This is a genomic window from Aeromonas sp. 6P (genome assembly GCF_051919525.1).
Classification (GTDB): domain Bacteria; phylum Pseudomonadota; class Gammaproteobacteria; order Enterobacterales; family Aeromonadaceae; genus Aeromonas; species Aeromonas veronii.
Genome location: NZ_JBQBEO010000002.1, coordinates 2,501 through 27,487, shown reverse-complemented (window position 1 = coordinate 27,487; position 24,987 = coordinate 2,501). Strand labels below are relative to the sequence as shown.

Annotated in this window: 20 protein-coding genes, 1 tRNA gene, 2 rRNA genes and 1 riboswitch (1 of these 24 running past the window's edge); of the genes, 5 read left to right on the top strand and 18 right to left on the bottom strand. The window is 59.1% G+C overall.

Annotation, left to right across the window (positions count from 1 at the left end; genetic code table 11):
* Window positions 1-136 precede the first annotated feature (136 nt).
* Window positions 137-463 carry a thioredoxin TrxA gene (trxA, locus tag ACTG2J_RS00165; RefSeq protein ID WP_005339416.1) on the bottom strand — a complete coding sequence of 109 codons (327 nt, stop codon included), beginning with the start codon at window positions 461-463 and terminating at the stop codon, window positions 137-139.
* A gap of 113 nt (window positions 464-576) precedes the next feature.
* Here trxA and rhlB point away from each other — a divergent pair, with 113 nt between their 5' ends.
* The 3 genes from rhlB to ACTG2J_RS00150 are packed head-to-tail and all read left to right on the top strand — an operon-like array spanning window position 577 to window position 3,653.
* A complete protein-coding gene (rhlB, locus tag ACTG2J_RS00160) occupies window positions 577-1,866 on the top strand; it encodes an ATP-dependent RNA helicase RhlB (RefSeq protein ID WP_005339414.1) in 1,290 nt (429 codons plus the stop codon).
* 11 nt (window positions 1,867-1,877) lie between these two features.
* Window positions 1,878-3,368, top strand: a complete 1,491-nt coding sequence (gene gppA, locus ACTG2J_RS00155) for a guanosine-5'-triphosphate,3'-diphosphate diphosphatase (protein ID WP_113740666.1) — start codon at window positions 1,878-1,880, stop codon at window positions 3,366-3,368.
* Between the two features lie 30 nt (window positions 3,369-3,398).
* The gene (locus ACTG2J_RS00150) at window positions 3,399-3,653 is read left to right on the top strand and encodes a Rho-binding antiterminator (RefSeq protein ID WP_201991022.1); all 255 of its coding nucleotides are present in this window, start codon (window positions 3,399-3,401) and stop codon (window positions 3,651-3,653) included.
* Window positions 3,654-3,723: 70 nt separating this feature from the next.
* On the opposite strand, the gene ACTG2J_RS00145 is transcribed toward ACTG2J_RS00150, so the two are convergent.
* The 3 genes from ACTG2J_RS00145 to prlC form a co-directional block, all read right to left on the bottom strand.
* Complete coding sequence (locus tag ACTG2J_RS00145) at window positions 3,724-4,485, bottom strand: class I SAM-dependent methyltransferase (RefSeq protein WP_234923230.1); 762 nt, start codon at window positions 4,483-4,485, stop codon at window positions 3,724-3,726.
* 54 nt (window positions 4,486-4,539) lie between these two features.
* A complete protein-coding gene (locus ACTG2J_RS00140; RefSeq protein WP_439997050.1) occupies window positions 4,540-7,089 on the bottom strand; it encodes a putative bifunctional diguanylate cyclase/phosphodiesterase in 2,550 nt (849 codons plus the stop codon).
* Window positions 7,090-7,296: 207 nt separating this feature from the next.
* Window positions 7,297-9,339, bottom strand: coding sequence for an oligopeptidase A (gene prlC / locus ACTG2J_RS00135; RefSeq protein WP_108613498.1), 2,043 nt, complete (start codon window positions 9,337-9,339; stop codon window positions 7,297-7,299).
* A 437-nt stretch (window positions 9,340-9,776) separates the two neighbouring features.
* A riboswitch (cyclic di-GMP riboswitch) is annotated at window positions 9,777-9,862 on the top strand.
* A 50-nt stretch (window positions 9,863-9,912) separates the two neighbouring features.
* On the opposite strand from prlC, the gene ACTG2J_RS00130 reads away from it, so the two are divergent.
* A complete protein-coding gene (locus ACTG2J_RS00130) occupies window positions 9,913-12,102 on the top strand; it encodes an immunoglobulin-like domain-containing protein (protein ID WP_439997049.1) in 2,190 nt (729 codons plus the stop codon).
* Between the two features lie 83 nt (window positions 12,103-12,185).
* Here ACTG2J_RS00130 and hemB read toward each other — a convergent pair whose 3' ends face one another.
* From hemB to codB, 11 genes are all read right to left on the bottom strand, one after another.
* Window positions 12,186-13,202: a porphobilinogen synthase gene (gene hemB, locus ACTG2J_RS00125; protein ID WP_005357271.1), complete on the bottom strand. Its 1,017-nt coding sequence runs from the start codon at window positions 13,200-13,202 to the stop codon at window positions 12,186-12,188.
* Window positions 13,203-13,205: 3 nt separating this feature from the next.
* Window positions 13,206-13,991, bottom strand: a complete 786-nt coding sequence (locus ACTG2J_RS00120; protein WP_439989132.1) for a TatD family hydrolase — start codon at window positions 13,989-13,991, stop codon at window positions 13,206-13,208.
* A gap of 188 nt (window positions 13,992-14,179) precedes the next feature.
* Window positions 14,180-14,935 (bottom strand): twin-arginine translocase subunit TatC, encoded by a 756-nt coding sequence (gene tatC, locus ACTG2J_RS00115; RefSeq protein ID WP_005342401.1) that lies wholly within the window; start codon window positions 14,933-14,935, stop codon window positions 14,180-14,182.
* Window positions 14,932-15,396: a Sec-independent protein translocase protein TatB gene (gene tatB, locus ACTG2J_RS00110; RefSeq protein ID WP_113740661.1), complete on the bottom strand. Its 465-nt coding sequence runs from the start codon at window positions 15,394-15,396 to the stop codon at window positions 14,932-14,934. Before tatB ends, tatC begins: the two co-directional genes overlap by 4 nt.
* A gap of 3 nt (window positions 15,397-15,399) precedes the next feature.
* Window positions 15,400-15,651, bottom strand: a complete 252-nt coding sequence (tatA, locus tag ACTG2J_RS00105) for a Sec-independent protein translocase subunit TatA (protein ID WP_005339385.1) — start codon at window positions 15,649-15,651, stop codon at window positions 15,400-15,402.
* Between the two features lie 42 nt (window positions 15,652-15,693).
* The gene (gene ubiB / locus ACTG2J_RS00100; RefSeq protein WP_257691700.1) at window positions 15,694-17,334 is read right to left on the bottom strand and encodes a ubiquinone biosynthesis regulatory protein kinase UbiB; all 1,641 of its coding nucleotides are present in this window, start codon (window positions 17,332-17,334) and stop codon (window positions 15,694-15,696) included.
* Window positions 17,334-17,942, bottom strand: a complete 609-nt coding sequence (locus ACTG2J_RS00095; RefSeq protein WP_005339380.1) for a ubiquinone biosynthesis accessory factor UbiJ — start codon at window positions 17,940-17,942, stop codon at window positions 17,334-17,336. The genes ubiB and ACTG2J_RS00095 overlap by 1 nt, the downstream gene beginning before the upstream one ends.
* 8 nt (window positions 17,943-17,950) lie before the next feature.
* Entirely contained in the window at window positions 17,951-18,703 is a 753-nt protein-coding gene (gene ubiE / locus ACTG2J_RS00090) for a bifunctional demethylmenaquinone methyltransferase/2-methoxy-6-polyprenyl-1,4-benzoquinol methylase UbiE (RefSeq protein WP_005342396.1), read from the bottom strand.
* Window positions 18,704-18,768: 65 nt separating this feature from the next.
* Window positions 18,769-19,146: a fluoride efflux transporter CrcB gene (gene crcB, locus ACTG2J_RS00085; protein ID WP_005339378.1), complete on the bottom strand. Its 378-nt coding sequence runs from the start codon at window positions 19,144-19,146 to the stop codon at window positions 18,769-18,771.
* Window positions 19,147-19,241: 95 nt separating this feature from the next.
* Complete coding sequence (locus ACTG2J_RS00080) at window positions 19,242-20,507, bottom strand: cytosine deaminase (RefSeq protein ID WP_439997048.1); 1,266 nt, start codon at window positions 20,505-20,507, stop codon at window positions 19,242-19,244.
* Window positions 20,501-21,745: a cytosine permease gene (gene codB / locus ACTG2J_RS00075; RefSeq protein WP_069556499.1), complete on the bottom strand. Its 1,245-nt coding sequence runs from the start codon at window positions 21,743-21,745 to the stop codon at window positions 20,501-20,503. The genes ACTG2J_RS00080 and codB overlap by 7 nt, the downstream gene beginning before the upstream one ends.
* 80 nt (window positions 21,746-21,825) lie before the next feature.
* Here codB and ACTG2J_RS00070 point away from each other — a divergent pair, with 80 nt between their 5' ends.
* Entirely contained in the window at window positions 21,826-21,996 is a 171-nt protein-coding gene (locus ACTG2J_RS00070; protein WP_162628472.1) for a hypothetical protein, read from the top strand.
* Here the strand turns inward: ACTG2J_RS00070 and ACTG2J_RS00065 are convergent.
* The 3 genes from ACTG2J_RS00065 to ACTG2J_RS00055 form a co-directional block, all read right to left on the bottom strand.
* Window positions 21,997-22,072, bottom strand: a tRNA-Thr gene (locus ACTG2J_RS00065).
* Window positions 22,073-22,118: 46 nt separating this feature from the next.
* Window positions 22,119-22,233: ribosomal RNA gene (rrf, locus tag ACTG2J_RS00060) — 5S ribosomal RNA — on the bottom strand.
* 120 nt (window positions 22,234-22,353) lie between these two features.
* Window positions 22,354-24,987: ribosomal RNA gene (locus ACTG2J_RS00055) — 23S ribosomal RNA — on the bottom strand (it continues 256 nt past the right edge of the window).

The window sequence follows — 24,987 nt, the reverse complement described above, 5'->3', positions numbered from 1 at the left end:
TGATTGCCAGGCTGTGGTTAGCAAAGAGTCAGGCAAAAAGGTTAGCAAACGAGCGATAAACTAGCACCAATCGGGATGAGCGTCTAGGTGATAAAACACAAGGAGCGCATTATTGCAATGCGCTCCTCTTTAATTATTACAGGTTGCCGTCCAGGAACTCTTTCAGCTGAGTCTTGGACAGTGCACCGACCTTGGTCGCTGCCACTTCGCCATTCTTGAACAGCAAGAGGGTCGGGATACCACGAATGCCGTACTTGGGCGGAGTATCAGAGTTATGGTCGATGTTCAGTTTGGCTACGGTCACGCGACCTTCGTACTCTTGGGCAACTTCTTCCAGGATCGGGGCAATCATCTTGCACGGACCACACCACTCGGCCCAGAAGTCGACCAGAACGGCGCCATCGGCTTTGATTACATCTGCCTCGAAGCTGGCATCGCTCAGCTGAACAATCTTGTCACTCATCTCCAACTCCAGTCAGTAATTAAGGCTTTATTGACATATCAACAAAGGCAATAGTTGCCCTATTTGAAATGATCCTGTTTATTATTGCAAGCCTAACCTGATAACCTACCGCCATGAGCAAAACACACTTAACGACCGACAAATTCGCCCAAATGGGCCTCGAACCCGAAGTTCTGGCTGGTCTGGAATCAAAGGGATTTCACTATTGCACGCCCATCCAGGCACTGTCTCTGCCACTGCTGGTAGAAGGTCATGACCTCGCCGGTCAGGCCCAGACAGGAACCGGCAAGACCATTGCCTTCCTGGCCGCGACATTCAACTATTTGCTGACTCACCCGCTGACCAAGCCCCGTCTGGTTAATCAACCCAGAGCCATCATCATGGCACCCACCCGGGAACTGGCAGTACAGATCTATAACGATGCCGACAGCATTGCCGCCTCTACCGGCCTGAAACTCGGCCTCGCCTACGGCGGCGAAGGTTACGACAAGCAGCTGGCCGTGCTGGAGCAGGGCGTCGACATCCTGATCGGCACCACTGGCCGCATCATCGACTACTTCAAGTCCAAGGTGATCGATCTGAGCAACATTCAGGTCGTGGTACTGGACGAAGCGGATCGCATGTTCGATCTGGGCTTCATCAAGGACATCCGCTTCCTGTTCCGCCGCATGCCGCCCGCGACCGAGCGTCTGAGCATGCTGTTTTCCGCAACCCTCTCCCTGCGTGTGCAGGAGCTGGCCTACGAACACATGAACCACCCGGAACATGTGCAGGTAGAGCCGGAGCAGATGACCGGCGTGCGGATCAAGGAGGAGCTGTTCTACCCCTCCAACGAAGACAAGATGTTGCTGCTGCTCTCCCTGATGGAAGAGGAGTGGCCGGAAAAAGCGATCGTCTTCGCCAACACCAAGCACGTCTGTGAAGACGTCCATGCCTGGCTGGAAAACGACGGCCACCGCGTAGGTCTGCTGACCGGTGACGTGCCGCAGAAAAAGCGGATGAAGATCCTCGAGGATTTCACCAAGGGTGCGCTCGATATTCTGGTCGCCACCGACGTGGCCGCCCGTGGTCTGCACATCCCTGACGTGACCCACGTCTTCAACTATGACCTGCCCGACGACGCCGAAGACTATGTACACCGTATCGGTCGTACCGGTCGTGCCGGCAAGAGCGGTCACTCCATCAGCCTGGCCTGTGAAGACTATGCCTTCAACCTGCCGGCCATCGAGGAGTACATCCACCACGCCATTCCGGTCAGCAAGTACGACCGTGAAGCGCTGCTGGATGACGTGACCCCGCCGAAACGGGTGTTCCGCAACCGTCAGCCGGTGAACCGCAACATGCGGGATCGTCAGGGCGGTGGCAACAGCAACAACCGTCGTCGTCCGCCGCGCAAGAGCTAAGGACAGGCCCGTTGCACAACTCGCCTCTCTATGCCGCTATCGACCTCGGCTCCAACAGCTTTCATATGCTGGTGGTGCGCGAGGTCGCCGGTGCCCTGCGCACCGTCGCCAAGGTCAAGCGCAAGGTTCGCCTCGCAGCCGGGCTCGATCCGGAATTTCGTCTCAGCCGTGCCGCCATGGAGCGAGGCTGGGACTGTTTGCGTCTCTTCTCCGAACAGTTGCAGGACATTCCGGCCGACAACATCCGGGTGGTGGGCACCGCAACCTTGCGGCTTGCCACCAACGTCGACGAGTTCCTCAGCGAAGCGGAACGGGTACTCAACCACAGCATCGAGATCATCTCGGGCGAGGAAGAGGCCAAGACCATCTATGAAGGGGTCTCCTGGACCTCCGCCGGGGAAGGCAACCGGCTGGTGATCGACATCGGCGGTGCCAGCACCGAACTGGTGATCGGCGAACATAGCGAAGCAAAACTGCTCAACAGCCTGCACATGGGCTGCGTCACCTGGCTCAACAATCACTTTGGTGATGGTGAGCTCTCCGAAGCTCGTTTCGAGCAGGCGATTGCCGCCGCCAAGGCGGTGCTGGAGAAGGTGGCGGAAGATTACCGCGCCCTCGGCTGGCGCACCTGCGTCGGCGCCTCCGGCACGGTACAGGCGCTGCAAGAGATCATGCTGGCGCAAGGGAAGAGCGAGCGGGTCACCCTGCCGAAGTTGCAGGAGTTGATGGGTCAGGCCATCGCCTGCGGCAAGCTCGACCGGCTGCAACTGGAAGGGCTGGCGGCCGAGCGGCTGACCGTGTTCCCCTCCGGCCTCGCCATCCTGATCGCCATCTTCGAAACACTCGATATCGAGAGCATGACCCTCGCGGGGGGCGCCCTGCGTGAAGGACTGATCTACGGTCTGCTGGGCAACAATCACGACTGTGATGCCCGGGATCGTACCGCCGACAGCCTGATCAGCCGCTATCAGCTGGATAAAGAGCACGCCGAACGGGTGCGCGATACCGCCGTCGAGGCGTTCAACCAGCTGCAACCGGCCTGGCGACTCTCCAAACGCTACGGTCGCCCGATCTTGCGTTATGCCGCCCTGCTGCACGAGATCGGCCTCTGTATCGAGTACAAGAAGGCGCCGCAACACGCCGCCTACATCATCGACAACATCGATATGCCGGGCTTTACCCCTGCGCAAAAGAAGCTGTTGTCGGCCCTGCTGTTCAACCAGCGGGACGAATTCAAGCTGGAACCGCTGGAAAAGCAGGGTGCTGTCACCGGTCGTCAGGCGATCCGGCTGGCCCGTATCCTGCGCATCGCCCTGATCCTCTGCATGCGCCGCACCCAGGGCACTGTGCCCAGCTTCACCCTGCAGGCAGAAGAGGAGTCACTGACCCTGACCCTGCCCAAGGGCTGGATGGATGAACACTACCTGCGCGCCAGCGAGCTGCGGCTCGAGGTGGAACGCCAGCAGAAGATGGGCTGGCCGACCCGCGTACAGGAAGCCTGACTCAGCAACCCGCCTGTTTTGGAGCCGATCATGCCGGATTATCAACCCATCAGCTGCGATCTCTACGACTGGCTCGAAATTGCTGCCAGCTGGCAACTACCGGTGACCCTCACCAGCCGCGATGGTCGCCAGCGGGATGACAAGATCCGCACCATCGAAGCCAGCGAAGGGGTCGAGTATCTGCTGCTGCACAGTGGCGAGCGGCTCAGTCTGGCAGAACTGGCGACCCTGCGCCTGAACTGGCAAAGGGAAGAAAAGCTGATCCGCTTCGCGCCAACCAACTGAATCCAATACGAAAAAGGAGGGCCAACATGACGTTGGCCCTCCTTTTTGCATCTGCGGCTCACACCGGCCGTTAACCCGCTGCCAGCGCCGCCATCACATAGACATCGAAGCGGTTGCTCTTGGTTTCGATGGCCATGCTGGGCTTCTGTTCATTGAGCCAGCCGGCGTAGTCGGGGCGTTTCACCACCACCCGCTTGTTCGCCATCTTGAGCGCGGCAGGCAGCAGGGCATCCGCATCAAGATCCGGCCCCACCAGCGACTGGAACACCCGCATCTCCTTTTTCACCAGCGCCGACTTCTGCTTGTGGGGGAACATGGGGTCGAGGTAGATCACCTCGGGCCGCTCCGGCAGCGCCAGCAAGTTGTCCACCGCCGGACCTTGCAGCAGGTGCATCCGCTCGCTGACCCAGGGGCCAATCTCGGGATCCTGTGCCGCCCGCGCCAGCCCGTCCTGCAACAGAGCAGCCACCACAGGGCTGCGTTCGATCAGGGTCACCTTGCAACCGAGAGAGGCGAGTACGAAGGCATCGCGCCCCAGCCCGGCAGTGGCATCCACCACGGTCGGTGTGGCACCGGCCTTGAGCCCCACCGCCTTGGCGATAGATTGACCGCGACCGCCACCAAACTTGCGACGATGTGCCACCGCCCCTTCCACGAAGTCCACATAGACGGCACCCAGCTTGGGCTCGTCCAGCTTGCGCAGTTCCAGTCTCTCTTCAGTCAGTACCAGCGCAAACGGAGCCGGAAACTCCACGTCGGCAAGGCGTAAACGCAGGGCGTCGAGCTCGCCATCACGGGCGGGGACTTCACTGAAAACCTGAATATGGGGCATAGGAGACAGACTCATGGCACGTACAGAAGCGGCCATGATAACAGAAGCGGTGGATCAGCTCACGACAGTGAGGTTCATCCCCTGACGGTTGAGAGCGAGGTAATCAATGAGATCGTCATAGGCCAGCGGGCGGCTGAGCAGATAACCCTGGGTGAAGGCGCACCCCTTCTGACAGAGGAAGTTGAGTTGCTCGCGGGTTTCTACCCCCTCAATCACCACCTGCATACCGAGGTTGTGCACTATGTTGATGATGCCGTCCAGCAGCATCCGATCCTGCTCGTTGAAGGGGATATGGCGCACAAAAGAGCGGTCGATCTTGACCAGATCCACCGGGAAAGAGCGCAGATAGTTGAGGGCCGAGTAGCCGGTACCGAAATCATCGATAGCCAGCTTGCAACCCGCCTCGCGCAGGGCATCGATCCGCACCCTGTGCTGATCACTGCTCTCCATCAGCAGAGATTCGGTGATTTCGATGACGATGTCGGCAGGATCGAGCCCGAAGTGCTGGATCACCTTGAGCCACTCGCTCGCCTCGGGGTCGATAGTCTGGAACTCCATGGTGGAGCGGTTAATCGACATCTGCAGATCAGGGAAGCCGGACTGCTGCAACCGAGCCAGATCCCGGCATGATTGCCACAACACCAGCGCACCCAGCCCCTGAATCAACCCCGCCTCTTCCGCCAGCGGGATAAACTCGGCTGGCGACACCTGTCCCCACTGGGGGTGATACCAGCGCACCAGCGCCTCAAGCTTGGCGACCCGACCGCTGCGGTTGTCCCAGATCGGCTGGTAGGCCATGGTTAACTGCTCCAGCTTGATCGCCTCCGCCAGATCCTGTTGCATCTGGTGGCGCTGACGCACCTCTTCCCGCATTGAGGAGCAGTAGGTACCGATCAACCGCCCCTGCCGCTTGGCGGCAAACAGCGCTTGTTCGGCGTTGCGCAGCAGCTCGTCACTCTCGCTACCATCGACGGGGCAGAGGGTCATCCCCACGGTTGCCGTAACATAGAGATGCTGGTTGGCCAGCATGAAGGGGCGGGTAAAGCTACCGATAACCTGCTTGGCAAACACCTCGGCCTGACGACGGGTGACGATGCCTGGCACCAGAAAGGCGAACTCGTCACCACCGATGCGGGCCACCAGGTCCTCGGTGCGCACCCGGCTCACCAGCCGGTCCGACACCTCCCGCAACAGGGCGTCACCGGCATGGTGATCCATGCTGTTGTTGACCGCCTTGAAGTTGTTGAGGTCGAGCACCATTAGGGCGAAGCGCTCGCCCCGCTCGCAGAAGCGGCTGAGACAGCGACTGAACAGCCAGCGGTTGGGCAGGCTGGTGAGGTTGTCATAGTTGGCCTGTGCGGCGATCTTCTGTTCGGCCACCTTGGTCTGGGAAAGATCGCTGAAAATGGCGATATATTGCTGAATTTTGCCGGCTTCGCGCAGGGTGCTGATCATCAGCTGCTGCGGATAGAGCTTGCCGTTCTTGCGCTTGTTCCACACCTCGCCACGCCACACCCCCACCCGCTCCAGCGCATGGTACATGTCGGCATAGAAGGTCTGATCGTGCAGCCCCGACTTGAGCAGGCTGGGGCGCTGGCCTCGCACCTCGTCACTGCTGTAGCCGGTGATCTGCTCGAAGGCCGGATTGACCGAGATGATGCGGCTATCGGCATCACAGACCAGGATCGCCTCGGAGAGATTGTCATAGACCCGGTGGGAGAGCTTGAGCTGCTCCGCATGGCGCTTGAGAGGATCGATATTCTCCAGCAGCACCATCAGGTAGTCCGGCTGCTGCTGCTTGTCACGGATCAGGGTGACGGTTACCCGCCCCCACAAGATCTGCCCCCCCTTGCAGAAGTAGCGCTTCTCCCGGGTGAAACTGCTGCGCTCGCCACGGCGGATCTCTTCGTAGCAAACGAGGCTGCCCTGCCAATCCTCGGGATGGTTGATGTCGGAGATGGATCGCTGCAGCAACTCGTCGAGGGGATAACCAAGCATCTGCTCGATGGCCGGGTTGGCCCAGAGGATACGGCCAGCCAGGTCCAGCTTGCCGATCCCCACCGGAGCCTGGAACAGCATGCTCTGCAATGCATGGGACGGTTCAGGCAGAGGGGAGGGCAGCTGTCGTTGCAGCATCAGCGCCAGCTCGCGACCCGCCAACGGAGCCAGCAACCGGAGCAACCCCATCACCTTGCTCATATTGGCCTGCGGCTGACGATAAAGCAGGGCGCAGATACCTATGGTCTCGCCATCTGCATTCCTGAGGACAATCCCGGCATAGGCCTGAGGTTGCCACTCCTGTGCAAGGGGAACGTTGGCAAAGAGCTGAAGCAGACGATCGCTGAACCAGGCTTCCCCCTCCTGCCAGGTAATGGCATCGGGAGAATCAGTGATTGGCAGCGTCAGGGTATCGGGGTCAAGAGAGGAGGGATGGGCAGCCTGAACCGTAAGATGGGAAGCATTTGATTCCCTGCTGGCGATCAGGACGACATCAGCCATCACAGCAGCGGCGATTTCACTCACAAAGGTATCGAAATATCCCTGGCCGCTCGAATGAGCCAGACTGGAGATGATTTGATAGACGGAATCGAGTGCTCGCCTCATGGCAAGTGGCTTTCTCTCCTTGAAGGTTAGAACACGACTCTACTGAAGAGCTGTGAGCAGTGCAAATATGCAATCAGCAAGATATTAAAAAGCCTTGAAAAAAGGGACCAAAAGGTCCCTTTTTGTCGCAGAAATCACGACTTGATCCCACTATGCCGCAAAACAGTGTACCTGCTTGAAGCTCACACAGGCGGCGGGTCAGGAATCTCAGGCAGCGATCCCGCTGTGTCGCAACAGCGCATCCACCTTGGGCTCACGACCACGGAAGGCTCGGAACAGCTCCATCGGCTCCTTCGAGCCACCCTTCTCCAGAATATTCTTCAGGAAGGATTGGCCGGTCGCCGGGTTGAAGATCCCCTCCTCCTCGAAGCGGGAGAAGGCATCGGCAGAGAGCACCTCGGCCCACTTGTAGCTGTAGTAGCCCGCCGCATAGCCGCCCGCAAAGATGTGGGAGAAGCTGTGCTGGAAGCGGTTGAACGCTGGCGGCGTCATCACTGCTACCTGACTGCGCACCTCATCCAGCAGCGCCGGGAGCTGTGCCGGATTGGCCGGATCAAACTCCTGATGGAGACGGAAGTCGAACAGGGCGAACTCCAGCTGGCGCAGCATCTGCATCGCAGCCTGGAAGTTGCGGGCGGTCAGCATCTTCTCCAGCAGCTCGGCAGGCAGCGGCTCGCCGGTCTCGTAGTGGCCGGAGATAAAGGCCAGCGCCTCGGACTCCCAGCACCAGTTCTCGAGGAACTGGCTCGGCAGCTCTACCGCATCCCAGGCCACGCCGTTGATACCGGCGACACCGGCCACATCGATGCGGGTCAGCATGTGGTGGATGCCGTGGCCAAACTCATGGAACAGGGTGACCACTTCGTTGTGGGTGAACAGCGCTGGCTTGCCATCCACCGGGCCGTTGAAGTTGCAAGTCAGGTAGGCCACCGGCTTTTGCAGCGAGCCATCCTGACGGTAGCGACGACCCAGACAGACATCCATCCAGGCCCCGCCTTGCTTGTGCTCGCGGGCGTAGAGGTCGAGGTAGAAGCTGCCGCGCAGCTCGTCGTCGGCATCGAAGATGTCGTAGAAACGCACATCAGGGTGCCAGGTGTCGATGCCGAGACGCTCGCGCACCTTCATGCCGAACACCCGCTTCACCACCTCGAACAGCCCCTTCACCACCTTGCTGGCGGGGAAGTAGGGGCGCAGCTGCTCATCGGAGATGGAGAACTTGTGCTGCTTGAGCTTCTCGGCGTAGTAGGCGAGATCCCAGGCTGCCAGCTCGCTCTGACCATGCTGCTCGGCGGCGAAGGCGCGGATCTCCTCCAGCTCGGCCTTGCCTTGCGGCAGGGATTTGGCCGCCAGATCGGTGAGGAAGCTCACCACCTGTTCGGTCTTGTCCGCCATCTTGGTGGCCAGGGAGAGCTCGGCATAGTTGGCGAACCCCAGCAACTGAGCCAGTTCGCGGCGCAGGGTGAGCAGCTCGCTCATGATGGCGGAGTTGTCCCACTTGCCCGCATTGGGGCCCTGATCGGAGGCGCGGGTGGTGAAGGCCTCATACATCTCGGCGCGCAGCTCGCGGTTGTCGGCATACATCATCACCGGCAGATAAGAGGGGATATCCAGCGTGAACAGCCACCCCTCTTTGCCTTTAAGTTCAGCCATCTGACGGGCAGCGGCACGCACGCTGTCGGGCAGACCGGCCAGCTCGGCTTCATCGGCCACCAGCTTGTGCCAGCCCTGGGTGGCATCCAGCACGTTGTTGCTGAAACGGGAGGCCAGCTCGGAGAGGCGGGCCTGAATTTCGCCGTAGCGCTGCTGCGCCTCGGCAGGCAGACCGATGCCGGAGAGGCGGAAGTCACGCAGGGTATTCTGGATCTCCTTGCGCTGGGCGCCGCTCAGCAGCGGGAAATCATCGCTCTGGGAGAGGGCCAGATAGGCCTGATAGAGCCCTTCATGCTGACCGACATAGGTCTGGAATTCGGAGAGCAGCGGCAGGCAGGCATCATGGGCCTCGCGCAGCGCTTCGCTGTTGAGTACGGAGTTGAGGTGGCTGACCGGTGACCAGATCCGTGACAGACGGTCATTTACCTCTTCCAGCGGGGCAATCAGGCTATCCCAGGTATGGGGATCACGCTGGGCCAGCACATCGCTGATCTTCTGCTTGCAGTCAGCAATCGCCTGAATCACGGCAGGCTGAACCTGCTCCGGCTTGATCTGGCTGAAAGGGGGCAGTGAATCCATTGTCAGCAAAGGGTTATTCATCCCGGTTACCTCTTGTTTGGTCTTGAACAGACCGCTTTAGCAGCTCTGTATGGCTTTCTAACATGTGGCCAAGCCACGCAATAATCAAGCGGGAATCCGCCGCAACCCTGTACTTTTCCAGCCATTGCGACCCGGATCTCTGCCGTTGCTGCAGTTTTGCTATCAACAGCCAGTAACAGAATGAATCTGTGGGCCTTTTTTGGCTCTTACCGCTACTTTCAAGGGGCAAAAAGTCGCCATTTACCGGCGCCACAGCTGCCAGCCAAGTACCGTCATGCTCAATCATGGAAACGGACAAAATGTGGTAACTGTAACAAATTATCAATATTTTTCAGTAAATTAGAATCAAAACCAACTATTGATTAATTTATTTTCAAGCATCTATCATAGGCAACCTGCCATGCAGGTCACTTGATTCTCTGTGCTGCACAGAAATCGGGTGAAAAAGGCAAAGTGACCCGAAAGGGCGCGACGCAAAGCCACCGGTCTAAGGGAAAACACCTATGACAGCGGGGCTGCCCCCGGGGACGTCCGGTCACAACCGACGCCCCATTTGCACCGTACGGAGAGACGATGAACAAACTCAAATTATCCCTGCTTGGCTGCCTGCTCGGCATGGGCGCCCCCATGGCATATGCCGCCAGTGCCGGTCAGGCGATGGTCAACCCCCAGTCCGGCGTAGTGGTCGGCTACTGGCACAACTGGTGTGACGGCTCGGGCTACAAGGGCGGTATCGCCCCCTGCGTCAAGCTCGATCAGGTCAACCCGCAATATAACGTGGTCGATGTCTCCTTCATGAAGGTGTATGGCAGCGATCCCATCCCCACCTTCAAACTCGACCCGGCCATCGGCATGAGCGAAAGCCAGTTTATCGAGCAGATCGCCGAGCTGAACCGTCAGGGCCGTGCCGTGCTGCTGGCGCTGGGCGGTGCCGATGCGCACATCGAGCTGCGCAAGGGTCAGGAGCAGGCCTTTGCCGACGAGATCATCCGTCTGGTGGAGACCTATGGCTTCGACGGGCTGGATATCGACCTGGAACAGGCCGCCATCACTGCCGCCAACAACCAGACCGTGATCCCGGCGGCCCTGCGTCTGGTCAAGGATCACTACCGCGCTCAGGGGAAAAACTTCCTCATCACCATGGCGCCGGAGTTCCCCTATCTGACCCAGACTGGCGCCTACATCCCCTATATCCGCAATCTGGAAGGCTACTACGACTGGATCAACCCCCAGTTCTACAACCAGGGTGGTGACGGTATCTACATCGATGGGATCGGCTGGATTGCCCAGAACAACGATGCCCTGAAAGAAGAGTTCATCTACTACATGGCGGATTCGCTGAGCAACGGAACCCGCGGCTTCTACAAGATCCCCCATGACAAGCTGGTGTTCGGCATTCCGACCAACATCGATGCCGCCGCCACCGGCTATGTGCAGGATCCGCAGAAACTCTACAACGCCTTCAACCGCCTGAAGAGCGAGGGGCAACCGCTGCGTGGCGTGATGACCTGGTCCATCAACTGGGACATTGGCCGCAACGCCGCCGGTCAGTCCTACAACGAATCCTTCATCAAGAACTACGGCCCCTTCATCCACGATCAGGAGATCACGCCTCCGGTCGACAACGGCAAGCCGGTGTTCAGCGGCCTGAGCGATACCCGCATCAAGCAGGGTACCGCCTTTGATCCGCTGGCCGGTGTCAGCGCCAACGACAAGGAAGATGGCGACCTGACTGGCCAGATCCAGGTGGAAGGTTCGGTAGATAGCCAGCGCATCGGCCTCTACCCCCTCACCTACAAGGTGAGCGATCGCGACAACAACGTCACCGAGCAGGTACGCACCATCGAGGTCTACAGCATGAAGCCGGTGTTCAGCGGTGTCACCGACACCACGCTGGAGCTGGGTACCCCCTTCGATCCGATGACCGGCGTCAGCGCCCATGATGAAGAAGATGGCGACCTGACCGCCCAAATCAAGGTCAGCGGCAACGTCGACAGCAGCAAGGTCGGCCGCTACACCCTCACCTATCAGGTGAGCGACAGCGCCGGTCAGCAGGTAACCCAGCAGCGCAACGTGACCGTCAGGGAGCAGGGCGCCGTCTGTGAAAACAGCTGGGATGCCAAGAAGGTCTATGTGGGCGGCGACATCGTCAGCCACAACGGCAAGAACTGGCTGGCAGGCTGGTGGACCCAGAACGAAGAGCCGGGCACCACGGGTGACTGGGGCGTCTGGCGCGTACAGGGCGACAGCGACTGCGGCGGCACAACGCCACCCGCAGAAGGCAGCAGCGACTTCACCGTCAGCGCCATGGCGAGCGAGTACACCATAGTCAACGGTCAGGTCAGCATCCGCTTCAACGTGACCACCGCCAACCTGGTACAGGTCACCGCGACTCTGGAGCAGAGCGGCCACAGCCACGGTACCACCAGCAGCCAAGTGAACGGCACCAGCCCCCTGATACTGCAGGGCAGCAATGTCACCGATGGCAGCTACGACGTCGTGATCACCGGTCTGGCAGATGGCCAGCAGCCGGTGGTGCAGCGCTTCCCGGTTGCGCTGACCGAAGAGAGCAGCGGGGGGAGCGAAGGTGACTACCCGGCCTACGCCCCCAACACCAGCTATCAGGCCGGTGATCGGGTCAGCAATGCCGGTGGCAACTATGAGTGCAAACCCTGGCCCTACAGCGGCTGGTGTGGCGGCTCGACCAGCCACTATGCGCCGGGTACCGGCAGCCACTGGAGCGATGCCTGGACCAAGCTGTAATCATCCGCTCGTGACCAAAAGAGAGCCATAACGATAGAGGGGGAGCCATCGGCTCCCCCTCTCGTTTATCTCTTCAACCCGGCTTAACGGGCATCTTCCTTCAGCCACTGCGCTACGCGCTTGGCGAAGTAGGTGAGGATGCCATCGGCCCCGGCCCGCTTGAAGCAGAGTAGAGACTCCATGATGGTCTCCTTCTCTTTCAGCCAGCCGTTCTGGATCGCCGCCATGTGCATGGCGTACTCGCCGCTGACCTGATAGGCGAAAGTCGGCACGCCGAACTGATCCTTCACCTGACGAACCACGTCCAGATAGGGCATGCCCGGCTTGACCATCACGCTGTCGGCCCCTTCCTGAATATCCAGCGCCACTTCGTGCAGGGCTTCGTTGCTGTTGGCCGGATCCATCTGATAGGTGGCCTTGTTGCTCTTGCCGAGGTTGCCGGCAGAGCCAACCGCATCACGGAATGGGCCGTAGTAGCAGGAAGCGTACTTGGCGGAGTAGGCCATGATCTGGGTGTTGATGAAGCCATTCTCTTCCAGCGCAGCGCGGATGGCGCCGATGCGGCCATCCATCATGTCGGACGGCGCGACGATATCGACCCCGGCCTCGGCGTGGGAGAGCGCCTGCTTGATCAGGATCTCGGTGGTGATGTCGTTCAGCACATAGCCTTCGTCATCGATAATGCCGTCCTGACCGTGGGTGGTGAACGGGTCGAGTGCCACGTCGGTGATCACCCCGAGCTCCGGGAAGCGAGCCTTGAGGGCGCGCACGGTGCGCTGGGCCAGCCCGTTCGGGTTGTAGGCCTCTTCCGCCATCAGGCTCTTGCTCTCCAGCGGAGTGACCGGGAACAGGGCAATAGCAGGTACGCCCAGCTCCACCAGCTCGGCTGCTTCCTCCAGCAACAGATCGATGGAGAGACGCTCCACCCCCGGCATGGAGGGAACGGCTTCACGGCGATTCTCCCCCTCCAGCACGAACACCGGATAGATGAGATCGTTGACGGTCAGTACGTTCTCGCGCACCAGACGACGGCTGAAATCATGTTTGCGCAGACGGCGCAGGCGGCGGCCCGGAAAGGCGCCCGGAAGAGTTGTAGCCATGAATCACTCCTGGAGAGGAAGTTGGAAGAACGCGGCGGAGGTGGCCCGGGTATTGGCCAGCAAGGCCTCGGGCGCTTCACCACGACAGGCCGCCACCACCTGAGCGATGTGCGGCAAAAAAGCGGGTTCGTTGCGTTTCGGGCGCGGTTTCAGATCTCGCGGCACCAGATAGGGGGCATCGGTCTCGATCATCAGCCGACCGGCTGGAATGCGGGCCACCTGCTCGCGCAGCAGCTGGCCGCGGCGTTCGTCGCAGAGCCAGCCCGTCACCCCGATATGCAGCCCCAGCGCCAGACACTCGTCCAGCTCCTCATCGGAGCCGGTGAAGCAGTGCAGCACGGCTCCCAGTAGTTTCGGCAACCAGGGACGGAGGATCTCGATAAAACGGGCGTGGGCATCGCGGCAGTGGAGAAACACCGGCATCCCGAGCTCGGCGGCCAGTGCCAGCTGGGCGTCGAATACCGCATCCTGCACCGGACGGGGGGAGAAGTCGCGGTTGTAGTCGAGGCCGCACTCGCCAATAGCCACCACCTGCGGCAAGGCTGCCAGCTCGCGCAAGGCGGGCAGGGTCGCCTCATCGACACTCTTGGCATCGTGAGGGTGTACCCCGGCGGTGGAGAAGCAGTAGCCCGGCCAGCGGGCGGCCAACCCGGCGCTCTCGCGGCTACCAGCCAGATCGGTACCGGTGAGGATCAGCGCTTCCACTCCGGCGGCGCGGGCACGGGCAACCAGCTCAGGCTGTTCACCGGCGAACTGGCTGCTGGTCAGGTTTAAACCGATATCGATCATGGAATGAGACGTTCCGAACAAAAGGAATACATATCAGGTATTTGAAAACCATCTACCGAATGGGGTCTTACCATACGCCTCGAATGGGAGCATGAAAAGAGGAAGGGAGCCTAAGCTCCCCTCGTTCTGCTATTCCTGCGGACTTAGTCATCCTCTCGCCGTCCGGCAAACAGGTGACGAACAGAGCCTCAGCTCTCCACATCCGGTTGTTCCTGTTGCTCTTCATCCTCTTTCTTCACGTAGAAGCGGGCGAAGAACAGACCTATCTCCCACAGCGCCCACATCGGAATGGCGAGCAGGGTCTGGGAGAAGACATCAGGCGGCGTCAGCAGCATGCCGACCACAAACACCCCGACGACAACGTAGGGACGTTTCTCCTTCAGGTTTTGCGGTGTGGTCACGCCGGTCCAGCAGAGCAGTATGGTGGCCACCGGAATTTCGAACGCCACCCCGAACGCGAAGAACAGGGTCAGTACGAAGTCCAGATAGCTGGCGATGTCGGTCGCCACCGTCACCCCTGCGGGTGCTGTGCTGGTGAAGAAACCGAACACCAGCGGGAACACCACGTAGTAGGCGAACGCCATCCCCGCATAGAACAGCAGGGCACTGGAGACCACCAACGGCATGATCAGGCGCCGCTCATGCTGGTACAGACCGGGGGCGATAAAGGCCCAGGCCTGATAGAGCAGATAGGGGATCGCCACGAAGAAGGAGACCACCAGGGTCAGCTTGATCGGCGTCAGGAAGGGGGTCGCCACATCCGTCGCGATCATGCTGGTCCCTTCCGGCAGCTGGCTGAGCAGCGGCTGGGCCACAAAGTCGTAGATGTTGTTGGAGAAGTAGATCAGCGCCAGAAACACCACGAGGATGGCGGTAATGGAGCGCAGCAAACGGGTTCTCAGCTCAACCAGATGGCTGATCAGGGGTTGTTCGGCCTGACTCATGGCTTCACCTCCCCTTTTACTGCGGAGTCGCTGACCGGCACCGGCTCACTCTCCCGCTGGCTGTTGACCGGCGGCACGTCGTGGCTCAGCTGCACCGCAGGCTCCACCGGTGTGGCAGGCTCAGCCTGGACGACCGGCTCGGGGCGCGGCGGACGGATCTCGTTCTCCACCTGATAGGGGCGATTGACCGACTGGGCCGCCGCTTTGAGCTGTTCGATGGACTCCTGCAGCTCGGGGCTCAGGTTGCTCATCTGCAACTGTTCCGCCTTCTTGAGGTCGTTATGCAGCTCTTGCAACTTGAGCTCCTGCTCCAGCTCGGACTTGACCGAGTTCGCGGTCGAACGAATGAGGCGGATCCAGTGGGTAGCCGTACGGATGGCAACCGGCAGCCGCTCGGGCCCCAGTACCACCAGTGCTACCACACCGATAACGACCAGCTCCCAAAAACCGATATCGAACATGGCTTAGGCCTGGTCTTTGTCTTTCTGCTTGGCGGTCTCACTGCTCTGAGTGGCCGCTTCGTTCAGCTGTTTCGGGGGAAACTCGGCATCTTTCTGCTCGGCCTTGGCATCAGCCGGCTCGTCGGAGAGGGCTTTCTTGAACCCTTTGACCGCCGCGCCCAGATCACCGCCAATGCCGCGCAGTTTCTTGGTACCGAACAGCAGCACGACGATGACTGCAATGATCAACAATTGCCAAATACTGATACCACCCATGATTTTCTCTCCAGAACAGGCGCCTGACGGCGCGGTTGTTGATTAATGGGAACGGGTTCGCAACCAGCCGACCAGCCAGCAGAGGGCTGCACCGGCGAGACTGGCTTGTCCCCACTCAATGTGTTGTTTTTGGGTCAGCAAGAATACACCCGCCAATAGCAGGCTGGCTCCAACCCCTAAGAGGTAGCGGGCCTGCCCCTGCCGACGGCTGTGACGGCGGAACTCGGCAAACATCTGGTCGAAATGACGCTGCTGATGACGGGTCTGACGCAGAGTCTCATAGACCAGCTCCGGCAGCTCCGGCAGCTTCTCCGCCCAGAATGGCGCCTTCTCCTTGATGGCGTTCAATACCGATTTTGGCCCCACCTGTTCGTGCATCCAGTTCTCGAGGAACGGCTTGGCGGTCTGCCACAAATCGAGCTGCGGGTAGAGCTGACGCCCCAACCCTTCCACATAGAGCAGGGTCTTTTGCAGCAGCACCAGCTGCGGCTGCACCGTCATATGGAAGCGACGCGCGGTGTTGAACAGGTTGAGCAGCACGTGACCGAACGAAATTTCGGAGAGCGGCTTCTCGAAGATGGGCTCCAGCACGGTGCGGATGGCGAACTCGAACTCATCCACCTTGGTGTCTGCCGGTACCCAGCCCGACTCCACATGCAGCTCCGCTACCCGGCGATAGTCACGGTTGAAGAAGGCGAGGAAGTTCTCCGCCAGATAGCGTTTGTCTTCCCGATTGAGGGTACCGACGATACCGCAGTCGATGCCGATCCAGAGCGGGTTTTCCGGATGTTCGTAAGAGACGAAGATGTTGCCCGGGTGCATATCGGCATGGAAGAAGCTGTCGCGGAACACCTGGGTGAAGAAAACCTCTACCCCGCGCTCGGCCAGCAGCTTCATATTGGTGCCGTTGGCTTCCAGCGCCGGTATATCGGAGACCGGAATACCGTAGATGCGCTCCATCACCAGCACCTGCTCGCGGCAGAGATCAGTGATGATTTCAGGCACATAGAGCGCCTCGGAGCCGGTGAAGTTGCGGCGTAACTGGATGGCGTTGGCCGCTTCGCGCATCAAATTCAGCTCGTCGAGGATGGTCTTGCGATACTCCTCCACCACCTCGATGGGTCGCAGCCGCGCGCTCTGGGGCACAAAACGGGCCACCAGACGTGCCAGCGCCTGCATCAGCCGCAGGTCAGCCTCGATAACCGGCTCGATGTCGGGACGGATCACCTTGATGACGATCTCGCGGCCACTCTCCTTCAGGCGGGCAGTATGCACCTGGGCGATGGAGGCCGACGCCAGCGGCGTCTCGTCGAAGTCGTCAAACAGGGTTTCGATGGGACAACCCAGGCTCAGTTCGATCTGCTGGCGCGCCGCCTGACCACAGAAGGGGGGCACCCTGTCCTGCAGCAGGGCCAGCTCCTCGGCAATGTCCGGCGGCAACAGGTCGCGGCGGGTCGAGAGCATCTGGCCAAACTTGATGAAGATGGGGCCAAGGGCCTCGAAGGCGAGGCGGATGCGGGCACCGCGGCTGAGATCCGGTTGCCTGTTCTTGAGCCAGAACAGGGAGCGACGGGCCAGACGACCCGGCCAGGGTTGATAGCGGGCGGGCACCAGCTCGTCGATGCCCTGCTCCAGCAGGATGGTGATGATGCGATAGAGGCGTTTGAACTCCTTCGGGGTCATCAGGTCACCTGCTGTTCGAAGCGGGCCAGCCGCAGTTCGACGGCCTTGAGCTGCTGGGCCAGCACCTCGACGTCATCGTTGAAACTCGCCACTTCCAGTGGGCCGGGGGCGAGGCGGGCCTCTTCGGTCAGATATTCCGCCAGCTGGCTGCGGGTGCGGCACAGTTCGCGGCCGACCAGACGACGCGCCTGACGGGCACCGCTGAACAGGGTGTGGGCCAGCACGTCGCCGGTATAGCGCGACAGCTCCTCCTCCCAGTCGATATCCAGCTCACCCAGCAGCACGCTGAATGCCTGCACCAGCTGGGGATCACCGCTCAGATCCAGCTTCTCCTCGCGGATATAGCGGGTCAGGGCGGACGGGTCTTTCAGCAGACCGAGGGCGGTCAGGGAGAGACTGAGCACCGCATCCGCCTCCCCTTCATGCTGGGCCAGCACATCCAGCCGACGCTCGGAGAAGACGAACCAGAGCGGCTTGAGTTCACGCAGCTCCAGCTTGAGCACCTTGCCCACCAGTTTGCGCAGCCGCTCCGGGCTCTGTTTGTCCAGCGCCAGCAACTGGTTGAGGCTGGTTTCGATCACCGCGGTGACCATGGCATCCATCGGCATAGGCAACCTTAAAACTTGTAACCGCGGTGCAGGGCGACCACACCCTGAGTCAGATTGAAGTACTCCACCTGCTCGAAACCGACATTTTCCATCATGCCAGCCAGGGTCTGCTGATCCGGGTGCATACGAATAGACTCTGCCAGATATTTGTAGCTTTCACTGTCGTTCGCGACGATTTCGCCCATTTTCGGCAGCAGTTTGAAGGAGTAGAGGTCATAGAGCTTGGCGATCACTTCACTGACCGGCTTGGAGAACTCCAGCACCAGCAGACGGCCACCCGGCTTGAGCACCCGGAACATGGAGGCGAGCGCCTTGTCCTTGTCGGTGACGTTGCGCAGGCCGAAGCCGATGGTGATGACGTCGAAGTGGTTATCCGGGAAGGGGAGCGCCTCGGCATTGGCCTGCACGTAGGAGACGTTGTTGGCGACCCCCAGATTACGCAGCTTGTCGCGGCCCACTTTCAGCATGGAATCGTTGATATCCGCCAGCACCACCTGACCGGTCTCGCCGACGATGCGGGAGAACTTGGCGGTCAAGTCACCGGTACCACCGGCCAGATCCAGCACCTTCTGACCCTTGCGCACACCGGAACAATCGATGGTGAAGCGCTTCCACAGGCGGTGGATGCCGAACGACATCAGATCGTTCATCAGATCATACTTGGCTGCCACCGAATGGAAGACACCTGCTACCAGAGTTTCCTTCTCGGTCGCGGCCACGGTTTTAAAGCCAAAATGCGTTGTCGTTGCTTGTTCTGACATCCCTTAAACACCCATAGAGCAAAGAATGGCCGCCAGTTTACCAGAGCCACTGGCGTCCGGACACCTTAAACCCGGCTCGCAACCAACTGCATGCCCAGCACTACCATAGCCAGACAGAGGAAGAGATTGAGACCGATATTGAGCAGCGCTTTCAGATAGGCTCCATGTTGAGCCAGCACTACCGTATCGAGGGCAAAGGAAGAGAAAGTAGTCAGGGCACCGAGGATCCCCACCATCAGCAACGGCTTCATCGGGTGTTCTACCACATGACCATGACTGATGAGGGCAAATGCCACCCCCATGATGAAAGAGCCCACCACGTTGACCACCAGAGTCCCGTAAGGAAAGTGGCGCCCCAGCAGCAAGGCCATCAGTTCGGCAATCCCAAAACGAAGGCAGGCGCCGATGGCGCCCCCTGCAGCAACATAGAACCAGGTTTGCATGGTGTCACTCCCTCAGGGTCAGGCCGCCATTATGTCGCAATGGCGGCCCTTGTGCCCAGAGGCGGAACTAATCGACATCCAGCCTGATTGAAATCTCAGCGGCGAAAATCGATGGGCTCTGGCTGACCCAGCACGATCTCGGTCTGGGCCGGGCGGGTCTGGGCAATCACCTTGCCGTGGCGGATCGAGTAACGCACCGGCACCTGACGGCGCACCGCATCGAAGCCGTTCTCGGCGGGCAGGACCAACAGGTTGGCCGGTTTGCCCACCTCGATACCATAGCGATCCTGCACGTTCAGGGTGCGGGCGCTGTGGCTGCTGATCAGCTTCAGACCGTCGTTGATCTGCTCGTAACCCATGATCTGGCAGACATGCAGCCCCATGTGCAGCACCTGCAACATGTTGGCAGTGCCCATGGGGTACCAGGGATCGAACACGTCGTCGTGACCGAAGCAGACGTTGATGTTCGCCTCCAGCATCTCCTTCACCCGGGTAATGCCGCGACGTTTGGGATAGGTATCGAAGCGCCCCTGCAGGTGAATGTTCACCAGCGGATTGGCCACGAAGTTGATGTCTGCCATCTTGAGCAGCCGGAACAGGCGGGAAGCATAAGCGCCGTTGTAAGAGTGCATGGCGGTGGTGTGACTGGCCGTCACCCGATGGCCGATACCCCGCTCGTAGGCGAGAGTCGCCAGCGTCTCGATGAAACGGGATTGCTCGTCATCGATCTCGTCGCAGTGCACATCGACCAGAACCTGATACTTCTCCGCAAGATCGAAGATGTAGTGCAGACTTTCGACCCCATATTCCCGGGTAAACTCGAAGTGGGGGATCGCGCCAATCACGTCTGCCCCCAGCTTGAGCGCCTCCTCCAGCAGTGCCTTGCCATTGGGGTAGGAGAGGATCCCCTCCTGCGGGAAGGCGACAATTTGCAGCTCGACCCACTCCTTCATCTCCTCCCGCACCTCCAGCATCGCCTTGAGCGCCACCAGATTGGGATCGGAGACATCAACGTGAGTACGGACAAACTGGATGCCGTTAGCGACCTGCCACTTCAGCGTCTGGATGGCGCGCAGCTTCACATCCTCATGGGTCAGCAGCGCCTTGCGCTCGGCCCAGCGCTCGATCCCCTCGAACAGGGTGCCGGAGAGATTCCAGCTCGGCTCACCGGCCGTCTGGGTGGTATCGAGGTGAATGTGGGGTTCGATAAAGGGGGCGATCGCCAGACCGCCCTCCCCGTCCAGCACCCGACCGGCGACGGCATGTTCGTCATGGGGTTCGATGGCGGTGATGACCCCATCCTGACAGCGGATCTGCCAAAATCCTTCCCGACCGGCCAAACGAATATGTTGAATCAGCATTTGTTAGCTTCCTGTACCAGAACCGGCCGCTGGGTGAGGCGAACCAGAATGAAATAGGTGAAGGCGGCGCCCAATACCGCGTTGAGTGGCACTATGCCCGGCAGCCACTTGCCGACAGCCACCCCGACTGCCGTGGCGACCAGTGCCTGCCAGCGCACCGTCTCGAACTGCTGATCGGCAAATTGACGGTAACGCTCACGATTGAGCAGGAAATCCATGATGATAATGCCACCGATCGGCGGAATTGCCGTACTCAAAAAGGCCAGCCAGCCGACAAAGTTGTTGTAAAGCCAGAGGGCGCAAGCCGTACCGATGAGGCCGTTGATCACGCTGAGGGGCTTGCTCTTGAGACCGGTAATGTTGGCAAAACCGAGGCCGGAGGCGTAGAGAGCGTTGTCGTTGGTGGTCCAGATATTGAGGCCCAACACCAGGATGGCGGGGATCAACAGTCCCTGCATCAGCATCACTTCCGAGATATCGGCCTGACCGGTCACGGCCGCACCGGCTGCGCCGAAGACGAACATTAGCGTGTTGCCCAAAAAAAACGCCACCATGGTAATCATGACGGCGCCCCAGGGTTTGCGACCAAATCGGACAAAGTCGGCGGTCAGGGTTCCTGCACTGATAAAGGAACCGACCACCATGGTCAACGCCGTGGTGAACTCGATGGGATTGCTTGGTTGTACCTGCTGCAGTGCAGCCATGCCACCGGTCGAGGTCACCGCCAGCCAGACCGAGTAGCCGCCAAGCAGTGCAATGGCCGGTACGGCCACAAAGCTCAGCACCATCAGGGCGGAGATGCCGAAGTAGACGGTCACCGTCATCAAAATGCCCGAAATGGCGATCAGCCAGTTCACATCTATGCCGGTCGCCTTCTGCACCGGCAGGGCAAACATCGCCACGCCAACGCCAAACCAGCCGACCTGAGTACCGCCGAGCAGCAGGGATGGCAGCCAGGAACCTTTCACCCCAAAGGAGTAACGAGCCAGCAGATGGGTAGAGAGACCGGTTGAGGCACCGATATAACCGAGACAGGCTGTGTAGATACCCAGCAGCAAGTTGCCGAGCAGTACCGCCTTGATGAAGTCATCGAACACCAGCCCGGTGCCCAGCGCACCACCGGTCCACATGCTGGCAGAGAAGAAGGTCAGGCCTAGCATCACCAGCATCAGCGACAGCACACCTTTGCGCCCTTTGGCGGGTACCGCCCCCAAACAGTATTCGTTATCCTGCGCCATGCTCTCTCTCCACGTAATAGGCAAAACGCGCCGGATTTTACATGTAAAACGTTTTACGTCAATCAATCATGGTTAAATCTATGGATAAAACCATCAATAGCAGTCAAATGAGTAACACATTAGGACTCAAACCAGCAGATAAACAGTGTCGGCTGCAAGCAGAAGGGGGTTCGGGAATAGGGAATGTAAGGGGATATCAAAAAATGACGGATGCAAAAAAGCCTCCCTTTTCAGGGAGGCTTTCTATTTAATGGTGCTGATACCCAGAATCGAACTGGGGACCTCATCCTTACCAAGGATGCGCTCTACCGACTGAGCCATATCAGCACACTAACCGGTAAAGACCACGCTGGGCGTAATCTTGAAATTGGGTGCCTGGCAGTGTCCTACTCTCGCATGGCGAATGCCACACTACCATCGGCGCTACCGCGTTTCACTTCTGAGTTCGGCATGGGATCAGGTGGTTCCACGGCGCTATGGCCGCCAGGCAAATTCTTAATCCAGAAAGCTGACGTGAGTAGTGATGTTGCGCTTGGCTTGTCACTATCACTGAATTTGAGTAGTTCGTTCTATTTGCTACAAGCCTTAGAACACTTCTTGGGTGTTGTATGGTTAAGCCTCACGGGTAATTAGTATGGGTTAGCTCAACACGTCGCCGCGCTTACACACCCCACCTATCAACGTTGTGGTCTCCAACGGCCCTTTAGGACCCTCAAGGGGTCAGGGATGACTTATCTCAGGGCTCGCTTCCCGCTTAGATGCTTTCAGCGGTTATCGATTCCGAACTTAGCTACCGGGCAGTGCCACTGGCGTGACAACCCGAACACCAGAGGTTCGTTCACTCCGGTCCTCTCGTACTAGGAGCAACTCCCTTCAATCATCCAACGCCCACGGCAGATAGGGACCGAACTGTCTCACGACGTTCTGAACCCAGCTCGCGTACCACTTTAAATGGCGAACAGCCATACCCTTGGGACCGACTTCAGCCCCAGGATGTGATGAGCCGACATCGAGGTGCCAAACACCGCCGTCGATATGAACTCTTGGGCGGTATCAGCCTGTTATCCCCGGAGTACCTTTTATCCGTTGAGCGATGGCCCTTCCATTCAGAACCACCGGATCACTATGACCTACTTTCGTACCTGCTCGACCTGTCCGTCTCGCAGTTAAGCTGGCTTATGCCATTGCACTAACCTCCTGATGTCCGACCAGGATTAGCCAACCTTCGTGCTCCTCCGTTACTCTTTGGGAGGAGACCGCCCCAGTCAAACTACCCACCAGGCACTGTCCGCGAGCCCGATTCAGGGCCCTGCGTTAGAACATCAAACATACAAGGGTGGTATTTCAAGGACGGCTCCAGCGCAACTGGCGTCACGCCTTCAAAGCCTCCCACCTATCCTACACATGTAGGTTCAATGTTCAGTGCCAAGCTGTAGTAAAGGTTCACGGGGTCTTTCCGTCTAGCCGCGGGTACACCGCATCTTCACGGCGAATTCGATTTCACTGAGTCTCGGGTGGAGACAGCATGGCCATGGTTACACCATTCGTGCAGGTCGGAACTTACCCGACAAGGAATTTCGCTACCTTAGGACCGTTATAGTTACGGCCGCCGTTTACCGGGGCTTCGATCAAGAGCTTCGCTTGCGCTAACCCCATCAATTAACCTTCCGGCACCGGGCAGGTGTCACACCCTATACGTCCACTTTCGTGTTTGCAGAGTGCTGTGTTTTTGATAAACAGTCCCAGCCATCTGGTCACTGCGACTCCCAACTGCTCCATCCGCAAGGGACTTCACTGTCAAGAGCGAACCTTCTCCCGAAGTTACGGTTCTATTTTGCCTAGTTCCTTCACCCGAGTTCTCTCAAGCGCCTTGGTATTCTCTACCCGACCACCTGTGTCGGTTTGGGGTACGATGACTTGTAATCTGAAGCTTAGAGGCTTTTCCTGGAAGCAGGGCATCAATGGCTTCCACACCGTAGTGTGTTCGTCTCGTGTCTCAGTGTTGTGTCTCCGGATTTGCCTAGAAACACCACCTACGCACTTTCACCAGGACAACCGTCGCCTGGCCCACCTAGCCTTCTCCGTCCCCCCATCGCAATTACAAGTCGTGCAGGAATATTAACCTGCTTCCCATCGACTACGCCTTTCGGCCTCGCCTTAGGGGTCGACTCACCCTGCCCCGATTAACGTTGGACAGGAACCCTTGGTCTTCCGGCGAGGAGGCTTTTCACCCCCTTTATCGTTACTTACGTCAGCATTCGCACTTCTGATATCTCCAGCATACCTCTCGATACACCTTCGCAGACTTACAGAACGCTCCCCTACCACTCACACATAAGTGTGAATCCGCGGCTTCGGTGCCTGGTTTGAGCCCCGTTACATCTTCCGCGCAGGCCGACTCGACTAGTGAGCTATTACGCTTTCTTTAAATGATGGCTGCTTCTAAGCCAACATCCTAGCTGTCTGAGCCTTCCCACATCGTTTCCCACTTAACCAGAACTTTGGGACCTTAGCCGGCGGTCTGGGTTGTTTCCCTCTTCACGACGGACGTTAGCACCCGCCGTGTGTCTCCCGGATATTACTTACTGGTATTCGGAGTTTGCATGGGGTTGGTAAGTCGGGATGACCCCCTAGCCCAAACAGTGCTCTACCCCCAGTAGTATTCGTCCGAGGCGCTACCTAAATAGCTTTCGGGGAGAACCAGCTATCTCCGAGTTTGATTGGCCTTTCACCCCCAGCCACAGGTCATCCCCTAACTTTGCAACGTTAGTGGGTTCGGTCCTCCAGTTGATGTTACTCAACCTTCAACCTGCCCATGGCTAGATCACCCGGTTTCGGGTCTACACCTTGCAACTAGACGCCCAGTTAAGACTCGGTTTCCCTACGGCTCCCCTATACGGTTAACCTCGCTACAAAATGTAAGTCGCTGACCCATTATACAAAAGGTACGCAGTCACCCCGAAGGGCTCCCACTGCTTGTACGTACACGGTTTCAGGTTCTATTTCACTCCCCTCACAGGGGTTCTTTTCGCCTTTCCCTCACGGTACTGGTTCACTATCGGTCAGTCAGGAGTATTTAGCCTTGGAGGATGGTCCCCCCATATTCAGACAGGATGTCACGTGTCCCGCCCTACTCGATTTCACATCAAGGTTGTTTTCGTGTACGGGGCTATCACCCTGTATCGCCGGCCTTTCCAGGACCGTTCCACTAACTTCCAAGATGCTTAAGGGCTAATCCCCGT

Excerpts from the sequence above, each read along its gene's own strand:
- rhlB (WP_005339414.1), top strand. The coding sequence starts at position 577 with ATGAGCAAAACACACTTAACGACCGACAAATTCGCCCAAATGGGCCTC.
- trxA (WP_005339416.1), bottom strand. The coding sequence starts at position 463 with ATGAGTGACAAGATTGTTCAGCTGAGCGATGCCAGCTTCGAGGCAGAT.
- ACTG2J_RS00150 (WP_201991022.1), top strand. The coding sequence starts at position 3,399 with ATGCCGGATTATCAACCCATCAGCTGCGATCTCTACGACTGGCTCGAA.
- ACTG2J_RS00130 (WP_439997049.1), top strand. The coding sequence starts at position 9,913 with ATGAACAAACTCAAATTATCCCTGCTTGGCTGCCTGCTCGGCATGGGC.
- ACTG2J_RS00120 (WP_439989132.1), bottom strand. The coding sequence starts at position 13,991 with ATGATCGATATCGGTTTAAACCTGACCAGCAGCCAGTTCGCCGGTGAA.
- ACTG2J_RS00095 (WP_005339380.1), bottom strand. The coding sequence starts at position 17,942 with ATGCCGATGGATGCCATGGTCACCGCGGTGATCGAAACCAGCCTCAAC.
- ACTG2J_RS00070 (WP_162628472.1), top strand. The coding sequence starts at position 21,826 with ATGGATAAAACCATCAATAGCAGTCAAATGAGTAACACATTAGGACTC.
- prlC (WP_108613498.1), bottom strand. The coding sequence starts at position 9,339 with ATGAATAACCCTTTGCTGACAATGGATTCACTGCCCCCTTTCAGCCAG.
- ACTG2J_RS00140 (WP_439997050.1), bottom strand. The coding sequence starts at position 7,089 with ATGAGGCGAGCACTCGATTCCGTCTATCAAATCATCTCCAGTCTGGCT.
- tatC (WP_005342401.1), bottom strand. The coding sequence starts at position 14,935 with ATGAGTCAGGCCGAACAACCCCTGATCAGCCATCTGGTTGAGCTGAGA.
- ubiE (WP_005342396.1), bottom strand. The coding sequence starts at position 18,703 with ATGTCAGAACAAGCAACGACAACGCATTTTGGCTTTAAAACCGTGGCC.
- tatA (WP_005339385.1), bottom strand. The coding sequence starts at position 15,651 with ATGGGTGGTATCAGTATTTGGCAATTGTTGATCATTGCAGTCATCGTC.
- tatB (WP_113740661.1), bottom strand. The coding sequence starts at position 15,396 with ATGTTCGATATCGGTTTTTGGGAGCTGGTCGTTATCGGTGTGGTAGCA.
- ACTG2J_RS00080 (WP_439997048.1), bottom strand. The coding sequence starts at position 20,507 with ATGCTGATTCAACATATTCGTTTGGCCGGTCGGGAAGGATTTTGGCAG.
- ubiB (WP_257691700.1), bottom strand. The coding sequence starts at position 17,334 with ATGACCCCGAAGGAGTTCAAACGCCTCTATCGCATCATCACCATCCTG.
- crcB (WP_005339378.1), bottom strand. The coding sequence starts at position 19,146 with ATGCAAACCTGGTTCTATGTTGCTGCAGGGGGCGCCATCGGCGCCTGC.
- hemB (WP_005357271.1), bottom strand. The coding sequence starts at position 13,202 with ATGGCTACAACTCTTCCGGGCGCCTTTCCGGGCCGCCGCCTGCGCCGT.
- ACTG2J_RS00145 (WP_234923230.1), bottom strand. The coding sequence starts at position 4,485 with ATGCCCCATATTCAGGTTTTCAGTGAAGTCCCCGCCCGTGATGGCGAG.
- codB (WP_069556499.1), bottom strand. The coding sequence starts at position 21,745 with ATGGCGCAGGATAACGAATACTGTTTGGGGGCGGTACCCGCCAAAGGG.